This window comes from Microcystis sp. M20BS1 (assembly GCF_020245305.1).
Lineage (GTDB): Bacteria > Cyanobacteriota > Cyanobacteriia > Cyanobacteriales > Microcystaceae > Microcystis > Microcystis ichthyoblabe_A.
Genome location: NZ_JADBUZ010000071.1, coordinates 1 through 10,969 on the forward strand (window position 1 = coordinate 1; position 10,969 = coordinate 10,969).

Genomic DNA, 10,969 nt, shown 5'->3' on the forward strand with positions numbered 1-10,969 from the left:
AATTCTTGGGCTGCCCATTTCTCCATTTTTTTGCTTACCTCCACCTTAATTCCTTCTTTCAAAACTATACCTATCAATCGTTTCCCCTTTTTTTAAGTTTCTTCTCTTTTTGTTAAGAAAGATCTGACTAATGGATAGCTTGATAAGGGGGGTTTGATCCCCCCTTGATCCCCCCTTGATAAGGGGGGTTTGATCCCCCCTTGATCCCCCCTTGATAAGGGGGGTTTGATCCCCCCTTGATCCCCCCTTGATAAGGGGGGCATTTGATAATTTTTAACGCCTACCTACTTAGGAGAAGATTGGGGAGAACCTGTCGGAGTTGGTTGAGGTGTAAACTTTTGCTTCATCAATTCTGGTACACCTAAAGCCGTTAATAAAGTAGCAATCGCCGCGACACCAGCCCACACTAATGTCCAATTAATAACAATGGGTTGAGATATTTTAAATTGTTCTTTTTTGGGAATAGACAAACCTAAATCCTTAAACCATGCTTGCACTGACTGAGGACGTTTATCTGCGTCTAATTCCAATGCCCAAAGAATGGCTTTGTTGATATTAGGGCTGATTTTTGAATTGTAGGTTTTCGGCTCAATTAAAGGCGGATGATCAATTTTTCGAGTCATCGCATCTTTTCTAGTCATCGCATTCACTGGAATTTTACCCGTTAAAAGCTCGTATAACACGGCTCCTAAACTATAAATATCGGTAAAAGCTCCGCGTTTATTATTAAGAAAATAACACTCAATAGGCGCAAAACCTGAGGCTAATTCCTGGGTACGAATTTTGGTTAATTCCTCATCAAAATCTAAGGCTAAACCAAAATCAATTAAGACCGCTTCTGGTTTACCAGTCCGAATCATAATGTTACCTGGTCGAATATCTCGATGCAGAAAACGGCGACTATGTACCACCATTAAAGCCTGTCCAATCTGCTCAATGTAGCGTAAGGCTTCTTTTTCTGGTAAAATTTTTGTTGATCGCCGATCTAAGGTCGTCCCATCAATATATTCCATAACCATGCAGTTAGCTTTACCCTCTGAAAATAACTCTTTAACTCGCACGATATGAGGATGATCACAACCTTTTAATTTACTCGCTTCCTGCCAAAAAAGTTTCTGTAAACGCTCAGACTCCCACAATTTAAAACCCACATCCCTCGGCGTTTTGATCACCACTGAATCACCATTGCGATCGCTGGCTCGATAGGTAATGCCAAATCTTCCTTCACCCAATACTTCCTGAATCCTGTACTGGCCATCTTTAATTTTCTTGCCCAGATCCCAAACCATTAACTCCTAGCTCCTCTGCTCACAAACATTAATTAAACTTATTTTAATAGCGATGTCATTTTCCTAGAAGTATAACCCAATGTGGTGTTAACGACCGGCGACTGGCGACCCAATTAGATAAATTTGACCTAATCTTAGGTTTTATGGCTAGGATTATCTCTTGTCTTTTTTCTCCTCCTGTCTCCTCATCTAAGGGAAGATTTTTGATTTTTACAGGATTTCTATTAATCTTTCAGCAATTCTAAGCGATAACGATACAAAGCCACAGGACGATTCGGCGCTTGGAAATAATCCGGGGATTGGGGGGAAAGATAAATGGCTGTCACCTGATCGCCTAGAATTTTATCGGCAGATAATAACTGATAGGCGGTGGTGGTTTCCACCTCATTAAGATAAGTGTTGGTTTCTCCCCGGAAAATTTGTTGACTGATTTCTGTGGCAATAAATTGATTTCGGCTAGGAGTTTCGCTATTTCTGGCAATTACGGTGGAAATTAGTTGATGAGCGCCGCGTAAAAAGGTAATCTGACGATTGGGATTATTAGGGTCAGTTTTTACGGATAATACCGATTGATTACCTAAATAGGCGCGACTAATTGCTAAACCATTAAAGGATCGATCGGCCACAATTGATGGTTTACTGATAATAGTGGATAAAAAGGCAGCATTTATCGGTCTGGAAATAGCTTTCTCGATGAATCTCACCGGAAACTCGATCGATTTTTCTAGGTAACGACGATTACTTTCAAAACCGGGTGTGATAATCTGGGGAGAAAGAGGAGCGGTTAAATCGATTAGGGTACTGGTGACAGTCCAACTGCCCACCATCCAATCGGGATAAACTAAATCTCCACTGGCAAAACTAACCACTGGTTTAGTCATCCAGCGAGGATAATTAGTTAAGCGATCGCTTAAATTTCCCGCTATAGATAATTCTAAATGGTTACTACAGCCTAGAATTAATACTAACAAGAACAAAATTATCCTTTGCATGGGTAAAAACATTTTTTAAGTAATATTCTTTAATTATGAACGATTTTATCAACTCCCACGCCTTTAATCTCGATTCGGCAGTAATTCCCATCGCACCCACTGGTTTTAAATCCGGTTTTATTGGCATTATTGGTCGTCCTAATGTGGGCAAATCCACCCTGATGAATCAATTAGTGGGACAAAAAATCGCCATTACTTCCCCCATCGCTCAAACTACCCGCAACCGTTTACGCGGCATTGTCACCGACGAGCGCTCCCAGATGATTTTTGTCGATACCCCCGGCATTCACAAACCCCATCACGAATTAGGCAAAGTTTTAGTTAAAAATGCCGAAAACGCCATAAATTCTGTAGATTTAGTTTTATTTGTTGTCGATAGTAGTAATTTTTTGGGCAATGGCGATCGCTATATTGCCGATTTACTGACTAAAAACCAAACTCCCACGATTTTAGGGCTAAATAAAGCCGATCAGCAACCGGAAGCCCCGGAGCCTATCGACGATAGTTATCGCACCTTAGCGGCGGAAAATAACTGGCCTCTGCTCAAGTTTTCGGCACTGGAGGGGACGGGAATCGAAGAATTACAAAATCTGTTAATTGATTTCCTCGAAGTCGGTCCCTATTACTATCCCCCCGATTTAGTCACCGATCAACCGGAAAGGTTTATTATGGGCGAATTAATCCGCGAACAGATTTTACTGCAAACCCGTCAGGAAATTCCTCATTCTGTGGCGGTGGTGATTGAACGCGTCGAGGAAACTCCCGCTTTAACCAAGGTTTTTGCCGCCATCAATGTGGAACGAGCTTCCCAAAAAGGGATCGTCATCGGTAAAAATGGCAGTATGTTAAAAGCGATCGGCTCTTCCGCTCGATCGGCTATTCAAAAGTTAATCGCTGGGGAGGTATATTTAAAATTATTTGTGAAGGTAGAACCGAAATGGCGACAATCTCGCTCACTTTTAGCAGAATTTGGCTATCGCACCGAGGAGTGAATTGGGTTGTAGGGTGTGGGGTGTGGGGTGTAGGGTGTGGGGTGTGGGGTGTGGGGTGTGGGGTGTAGGGTGTAGGGAGAAGCTTTTTTCAGTGGTCAGTAATCACTGAACTGAAAACTCACATCTGATAACTGAAAACTCACATCTGATAACTGATAACTGATAACTGATAACTGATAACTGAAATGACCGATATTAAAACCCTAATTAAACAGGTACACCAAGAGGCAAAAAAAGAGGATTTTCCCATCGATACCCTGATTTACCAAGAGGCAAAAAAAGACCCCCTTGAACCAGTTTTGTATGCTGGTAATCTTGCTAGTCAGTTATGCTTTTTTGGCCGGGATTTAGGACGAGATGAAGTGTATGCAGGACAACCTTTGATCGGGGCTGCCGGTAGAATGGTAAGAGAGGGATTTTTTCAAGCTTGGCAGGGGAGAAAATCCCATGATCGTCAAGAGTTATTATCGGTGTGCGATCGAATTTTCCTAACTAATACAGTTCCCTACAAACCGCCTGGTAATAAAGCTTATTCTGGGGAAGTGAAAGATCGTTTTCGTCCATTTATAGAAAAACTGCTCGTTTTTTATTGGCAAGGTGATCATATCATTCCCCTTGGTACGGAAGCTTTTAAATGGTTTGAACCCTACGGTAAACCGAAAGAAGTAGATAAATTCTATCTTGATAAAGAACGCTTTACAAAAAAACTCCTAGTTACCCTTACCGCTACTGATGAAGATGGATTAAAACAGCAAAAGAAAGTGACTTTATTGCCTCTCCCCCATCCTTCTCCTCTCAATCAAAGATACTATGCTCTTTTTCCTGATTTGTTACAAAAAAGATTAACTGAATTTGCCTTTTAACCGATGAGAATTTACGGCAATCGTCCCATAAAAACCCTAGCAGGACAATTAACCCGTCCGACGACAGCAAGGGTGCGAGAAGCTTTATTTAATATCTGGCAACATAAATTATCTGGCTGTCGTTGGTTGGATCTTTGTGCGGGTAATGGTTCCATGGGTGCGGAAGCTTTATGTCGAGGTGCGAGTCTAGTAATCGGAATTGAACAATCAGGACGCGCTGGCGAAATTATCAAGGAAAATTGGCGCAATTTAGCAACTTCTCCCCAGCAATTCCAAGTAATTCGGGGGGATGTGCTGACAAAGTTAGCCACTTTAGCGGGGAAAAGTTTTGATTTAATTTATTTTGACCCTCCCTACGAAAGCGGGTTATATTTACCGGTACTAACTGCCATCTCTCAATCTAATTTATTAGATTCTCTGGGGGAAATTGCCGTGGAACATAATCCCAAATCTTGGCCAGCAATTAATCTAGAAGGTTTAACCATTTGTCGTCAAAAACGCTACGGCAATACTACCTTAACTTTTTATCAAAAAGCAGTTATCTCCTGACCACTGACTTGAAAGAGGGTGTAGGGTGTGGGGTGTGGGGTGTGGGGTGTGGGGTGATGGGGAAGTGGGGTGATGGGGAAGTGGGGTGTGGGGTGTGGGGTGTAGGGTGTGGGGAAAAGGAAGAATAAATAAAAATAATCTCCTGACTCCTGCCTCCTGACTCGGAGTCTCCTGCCGGAAATGGTCAATTTTATTTGGCAGCCTAGAAAAATTATTATTTCTCAACAAAATCACATAATTTGTCACTTTTCTTGACAATCATCCGGAGTAAAGCGAGAAACTTTCTGACAACCGCAGTTAATCGCCCCCTATTTAAGCTATTTAAAGAAAAATTAGGGTTTATTTCGATAAAATTAGCAGTAAATAGGCTATAGCTCCCTTAAAAACCTAAATCCCTTCTCCTAGTCCTTTTTTTGACCTAAAATTACCCCGAAGTTTCCTGACACGGCAGCCGAACTCTCTCCCCTTAACCCTTGCTGCTCCCCAGAATATCACCTATTTTTGGTATAAATTTATACCCGACTATTTTTGTCGGGTATATTTGACACCAAGATTTTGCCGGTGATAGGATGTGTGTAGATTCAGTTGACGGCAAGACAGGAAAATCATGACCCTAGCGACAAACATCAAAACCTCAAAATTCATCCCCACCTTTACCCGCTTGGTTTCTAAGGAAGGAGGGACTTCTTACCCCCTGAAAGCGCTGAATATCTGCGAAGAAACCTTTGCCCCCCTAGAAGTGGACTACGATTACGACCTCATCCGTCGCACCGTTACCAGAGAAAGCATTCAAGCAGGTCCCAATTCCATCTGGCGCTATCGTTCCTTTTTGCCGGTGGAAAGTGAAAATCCTATCGATGTGGGTACGGGTATGACTCCCCTAGTTAAATCCCACCGTTTAGCCCGGCGCTTGGGTCTAAAAAATCTCTACATTAAAAATGATGCCGTCAATATGCCCACTCTCAGCTTCAAAGATAGAGTGGTATCCGTCGCCCTTACCCGGGCCAAAGAATTAGGTTTTACTACCGTTTCCTGTGCTAGTACGGGAAATCTCGCCAATTCCACCGCCGCTATTGCTGCTCACGCCGGTTTAGACTGTTGTGTTTTCATTCCCTCCGACTTAGAAGCGGGTAAAATTCTTGGCACCCTAATCTATAATCCCACGGTAATGGCAGTTAAAGGCAACTACGATCAAGTTAACCGTCTCTGTTCAGAAGTGGGCAATACCTACGGTTGGGGTTTTGTCAACATCAATCTGCGTCCCTACTATTCCGAAGGTTCCAAAACTTTAGGCTTTGAAGTAGCTGAACAATTAGGCTGGAAACTCCCCGACCATATTGTCGCACCTTTAGCCAGTGGTTCCCTCTTTACCAAGATTTATAAAGGCTTCCAAGAATTCGTCAAAGTCGGTTTGGTGGCAGATAAAGCAGTGCGTTTTAGTGGCGCTCAAGCGGAGGGTTGTTCCCCCATTGCCCAAGCTTTCAAGGAAGGACGGGATTTTGTCGCCCCAGTTAAACCCAATACTATCGCCAAATCGATCGCTATTGGTAATCCCGCCGATGGTGTTTATGCCCTTGATATTGCCCGTAAAACCGGCGGTAATATTGAATCCGTCACCGATGCCGAAATTATCGAAGGTATTAAACTTTTGGCAGAAACGGAGGGCATTTTCACGGAAACCGCAGGCGGTACAACCATCGCCGTCTTGAAAAAATTAGTAGAAGCGGGTAAAATCGACCCTGAAGAAACCACAGTTGTTTATATCACTGGTAATGGTCTAAAAACCCAAGAAGCGGTACAGGGTTATATCGGTGAACCCCTGTTAATCGAACCGAAATTAGAAAGCTTTGAACGGGCCCTGGAACGTTCCCGCACCCTCGAACGCCTCGAATGGCAACAGGTTCTCGTCTAGAATTGATGTTCGGGGATGATGGGACGATTATCCCCTTGCCTCATCTCCACAAGCAATTTAAATTTGCGCGCAGCTTACTGTCCTTTCCACTTTTTCCTTGATATCTATGGCCGTAAAAGTTCTCATTCCTACTCCCCTGCAAAAATTTACAGAAAATAAGGCTACCATCGAGTGTAGTGCTAGTAGTGTCGGTGATTTAATCGAATCCTTAGAAGCAAGTTTCCCCGGTATTAAGGCCCGCTTATGCGATGAAGAGGGCGCACCCCGGCGCTTTTTAAATTTCTACGTCAACAGTGAAGATATTCGCTTCCTCGATGGGACAAAAACTCCCTTAAAAGATGGCGATGAAGTCAGTATCGTTCCTGCGGTGGCTGGAGGTTAACCTCCCCATAAGTTTGTTTTCCGTCAATTGTAATTAAACCCCTAGAAAGTGATGTTTTCTGGGGGCTTTTGTTCAGGTAAGTTTTAGTTAGGGTTTGCTGAATAAATTTGAAATGTAGGCAAAGTAAAGGTTTTGGGGCTTTTCTCGCTCCCACAGGTGCAAGATTTTGAGAGAATCGTCGTTCAAAACCTTGCGTCTTCATCGGTCCGCGTCCTGTAGGGGCGAAGCATTCGGACAATAACCTATCGGTGAAAAGGTAGATTTTCTATCCGAATGCTTCGCCCCTACTTATTCAGCAAACCCTAGTTAGGGTTGCCAGAAAAACCTAATCTTTGTGTCCTTTGTGCCTTTGTGGTTGTTCATATTATTATAAGCTGAGACACATTTGGTCAATTGCCATAGAAGTTCTCATCTAAGATTTGCTCTGGCAAGAAAGGACAAATTTGAGGATAATCATTTTCTGGGGGAATCCGAACACCAAATTGAGCAAGTTTCCCTTCCTTAATTGCCACTTGACGAGCATCTGGATAAGCTTCTCGAATAGCAGTTTCTAGATAGGATTTCAGGGAAGGAGTATCGCGTAAGTTTTTCTCAATTCGCTGGCGATGCTCAATAATAGAACAATACCAGCTATCCTTCATTGATGGCGGTGCGTCCTGCTGTACTTTTAATTTGAGCAAATGAGCTAAAAGAATCATCAAATTACTTTCTAAAGTTCTTTTTTCCGATTTTCCCAACTCGGTTAACTCCTCAATTAAGTTATCAGTATCCAGCGCAGCAAATTCCCGCTTCTGTAGGTGGCTAATTGTTGTTGCGAGCCACAATTGAAAATCTTGTTCGTAGAGAGTTTTCGACATAGCGATAAGTTGTTCCTTCGAGTCAATAACTGCACTGATAACTAAGCGGCTACAATTCTCAAGGCGTTACTAATTTCTAGCTTCCCTTGTAGTTTACCAAAAAATCACCTAAAATGGAAACTATCTGTATCCCTTGCTGACTGCATCTGGCTCCCTACACCATTTTCTACTATCTTTGAGCAAACCGGCGAAAGATAAGGAGTTAAAACTATGCCTTTAAGTTGGAATGAAATTAAAAATCGCGCCATCGCTTTTCAAAAAGAGTGGGAAGGAGAGACTTCAGAAAAAGCAGAATCTCAATCTTTTTGGAATGAGTTTTTTCATGTCTTTGGCATTTCACGGCGTAGGGTAGCCAGTTTTGAGCAACCGATAAAAAAAGCCGATAATAAGCAGGGTTTTATTGATTTACTCTGGAAAGGAACGATTTTAGTTGAGCATAAATCAAAGGGGAAAGATTTAGAAAAAGCCACACAACAAGCTAAGGATTATTTTCCCAATTTAAAGGAACATGAGTTACCGCGTTATATTTTAGTCTCGGATTTTCAACGGTTTAAATTATATGATTTAGATTCGGGCAATCAATGGGAATTTGAATTAAGTAATTTTGTTGATAACGTTCATTTATTTGATTTTATTGCTGGTTACGAAAAGCGAGTTTATAAAGACGAAGATCCCGTCAATATTCAAGCAGCCGAGTTAATGGGAAAACTTCATGATTGCCTCAAAGAAATTGGTTATATGGGGCATGATTTAGAAGTTTATCTAGTGCGTTTATTATTTTGTTTATTTGCCGATGACACGGGTATTTTTAATAAGGGGATTTTCTGGGAATATATCGATTTACATACCAAAGAAGATGGCAGTGATTTGGCGATGCACATCGCTTATATTTTTCAGGTTTTGAATACACCAGAAGACAAAAGATTAAAAAATCTCGATGAGAATTTAACTCAATTTCCCTACATAAATGGCAAGTTATTTGAGGAGTCTTTACCTTTAGCGGCTTTTGATAGCAAGATGCGAGTCATGTTATTAGAAGCTTGTGCTTTTGATTGGGGAAAAATTTCCCCTGCTATTTTTGGCTCTATGTTTCAAGCGGTAATGAATCCAAAAGAGCGACGCAATTTAGGGGCGCATTATACCTCCGAGAAAAATATTCAAAAGGTGATTAAACCGTTATTTTTAGATGATTTACACAGGGAATTTGAGAAGATTAAAGGCAATCGCAATAAATTACTAGAATTTCAGAAAAAGATTGCTAATTTATATTTTCTTGATCCTGCCTGTGGTTGCGGCAACTTTTTAATTATTACCTATCGGGAGTTACGAGATTTAGAGATTTTGGTATTACAGGAGTTAGATAAATTAGATAAAACGGGGCAGTTAGTAACAGATATTAGTACCATTATTCAGGTAGATGTCAATCAGTTTGCTGGTATTGAATACGATGAGTTTGCGGTGAGGGTGGCAGAAGTGGCAATGTGGTTAATTGATCATCAGATGAATATTAAAGTTAGTAATACTTTTGGTCAATATTTTGTGCGTTTGCCATTGAAAAAAGCGGCAAAGATTGTTCATGGAAATGCCTTGCGGATTGATTGGGAGGAAGTTATATCAAAAGAGAATCTCAATTTTATTTTAGGAAATCCTCCTTTTGTTGGTGCGATGATTATGAACGAACAGCAAAGGAATGATATGGCTTATGTTTTCGACGGTGAGAAAGGAATAGGCGTTTTAGATTATGTGTGTGCATGGTATATCAAGGCTGCTCAAATAATTCAGGGCAATAGAATCAGGGTTGCTTTTGTTTCCACAAATTCTATATCTCAAGGGGAGCAAGTTGCCTTACTTTGGAATATTCTTTTTCAAAAATATCATTTAAAAATTCATTTTGCCCATCGTACTTTTAAATGGAGTAATGAAGCAAAAGGAAACGCTGCAGTTCATTGTGTTATTATTGGCTTTGGAAGTTTTAATATAACAACTAAAATCCTATTTGATTATGAAGATATTCAAGGTGAATCATTAGTTGTTCAGTCGAATAATATTAATCCTTATTTGGTTGATGGAAGTGACATCATTATTAATAACCGAAGTTTTCCCTTATCTAATGTTCCATTAATGCGTTTTGGTAGTATGCCAAGAGATGGTGGTAATTTTATTTTTACAGAACCAGAAAAAGAGGAATTTTTAAAATTAGAGCCGAAGGCAGAAAAATGGATTAAACCTTATACAGGAGCGCAAGAATTTATTAATGGTTATAGTCGCTATTGTCTATGGTTAGTTGATATTTCTCCCAGGGAATTAAAGACATTACCAGAAGTCATCAAAAGAGTAGATAGGGTTAAAAATTTTAGATTAAAAAGTAAAGCTGCTGCTACTCGTAAATTTGCGGCGACACCTACTCTATTCTGTCAAATAGCACAACCTGATACTAATTATTTACTTGTTCCCCGTGTCTCATCTGAAAGAAGAAAATATATTCCGATAGGTTTTATGAATAAAAATGTGATTGGTAATGATCAAGTTTTATTAATTCCTAATGCCAATCTATATTTATTTGGTATTTTAACTTCAGAAATGCACATGGCATGGGTTAAATATGTGTGTGGCAGATTAAAAAGTGATTATCGTTACTCAAAAGATATTATTTATAATAACTACCCCTTTCCAGAAAATATCACCGACAAACAAAAACAAACCGTCGAAACTTGCGCTCAAGCTGTGCTGGATACTAGGGTAAAATATCCCGATAGTAGCCTTGCGGATTTATACGATCCTTTAACCATGCCTCCGGACTTGCTCAAAGCTCACCAAAAACTTGACAAAGCCGTTGATTTGTGTTATCGTCCCCAACCCTTTACCAGTGAATTAAACCGTATTGAATACCTCTTTGAACTCTACGAAAAATTAACCGCTCCCCTACTCCCTACTAGCAAACAAAAACCCGCAAAAAGAAAAAATCCTCAATAACGAAGACAGGAGACTCCGAGACTCCGAGACAGGAGATTATTTTTATTTATTCTCCCCATTTCCCCACACCCCACACCCCACACCCCACACCCCACACCCCACACCCCACACCCCACACCCCACACCCCACACCCCACACCCCACACCCCACACCCCACAC

At 41.0% G+C, this 10,969-nt stretch carries 9 protein-coding genes; 6 read left to right on the forward strand and 3 right to left on the reverse strand.

The window, feature by feature from the left end; translation table 11 throughout:
- Positions 1–284: 284 nt before the first annotated feature.
- Together IM507_RS07185 and IM507_RS07190 are read right to left on the reverse strand one after the other, a co-directional pair.
- Positions 285–1,289 carry a serine/threonine protein kinase gene (locus tag IM507_RS07185; RefSeq protein WP_287636829.1) on the reverse strand — a complete coding sequence of 335 codons (1,005 nt, stop codon included), beginning with the start codon at positions 1,287–1,289 and terminating at the stop codon, positions 285–287.
- A 224-nt stretch (positions 1,290–1,513) separates the two neighbouring features.
- A complete protein-coding gene (locus IM507_RS07190; RefSeq protein WP_287636831.1) occupies positions 1,514–2,281 on the reverse strand; it encodes a DUF6816 family protein in 768 nt (255 codons plus the stop codon).
- A gap of 35 nt (positions 2,282–2,316) precedes the next feature.
- Between IM507_RS07190 and era the strand changes: the two genes are divergently transcribed.
- From era to IM507_RS07215, 5 genes are all read left to right on the forward strand, one after another.
- On the forward strand, positions 2,317–3,273 hold the full coding sequence (era, locus tag IM507_RS07195; protein WP_123230011.1) for a GTPase Era: 957 nt from the start codon (positions 2,317–2,319) through the stop codon (positions 3,271–3,273).
- 185 nt (positions 3,274–3,458) lie between these two features.
- Positions 3,459–4,136: a uracil-DNA glycosylase family protein gene (locus IM507_RS07200; protein WP_002737530.1), complete on the forward strand. Its 678-nt coding sequence runs from the start codon at positions 3,459–3,461 to the stop codon at positions 4,134–4,136.
- A gap of 3 nt (positions 4,137–4,139) precedes the next feature.
- Complete coding sequence (gene rsmD, locus IM507_RS07205) at positions 4,140–4,685, forward strand: 16S rRNA (guanine(966)-N(2))-methyltransferase RsmD (RefSeq protein ID WP_002737026.1); 546 nt, start codon at positions 4,140–4,142, stop codon at positions 4,683–4,685.
- A 607-nt stretch (positions 4,686–5,292) separates the two neighbouring features.
- Entirely contained in the window at positions 5,293–6,597 is a 1,305-nt protein-coding gene (gene thrC / locus IM507_RS07210; protein WP_002750866.1) for a threonine synthase, read from the forward strand.
- A 106-nt stretch (positions 6,598–6,703) separates the two neighbouring features.
- A complete protein-coding gene (locus tag IM507_RS07215; protein ID WP_002735127.1) occupies positions 6,704–6,979 on the forward strand; it encodes a MoaD/ThiS family protein in 276 nt (91 codons plus the stop codon).
- A 389-nt stretch (positions 6,980–7,368) separates the two neighbouring features.
- On the opposite strand, the gene IM507_RS07220 is transcribed toward IM507_RS07215, so the two are convergent.
- Positions 7,369–7,836 (reverse strand): DUF29 domain-containing protein, encoded by a 468-nt coding sequence (locus IM507_RS07220; RefSeq protein WP_002735157.1) that lies wholly within the window; start codon positions 7,834–7,836, stop codon positions 7,369–7,371.
- 210 nt (positions 7,837–8,046) lie between these two features.
- On the opposite strand from IM507_RS07220, the gene IM507_RS07225 reads away from it, so the two are divergent.
- Positions 8,047–10,809, forward strand: a complete 2,763-nt coding sequence (locus IM507_RS07225) for a DNA methyltransferase (protein WP_287636830.1) — start codon at positions 8,047–8,049, stop codon at positions 10,807–10,809.
- Positions 10,810–10,969 lie beyond the last annotated feature (160 nt).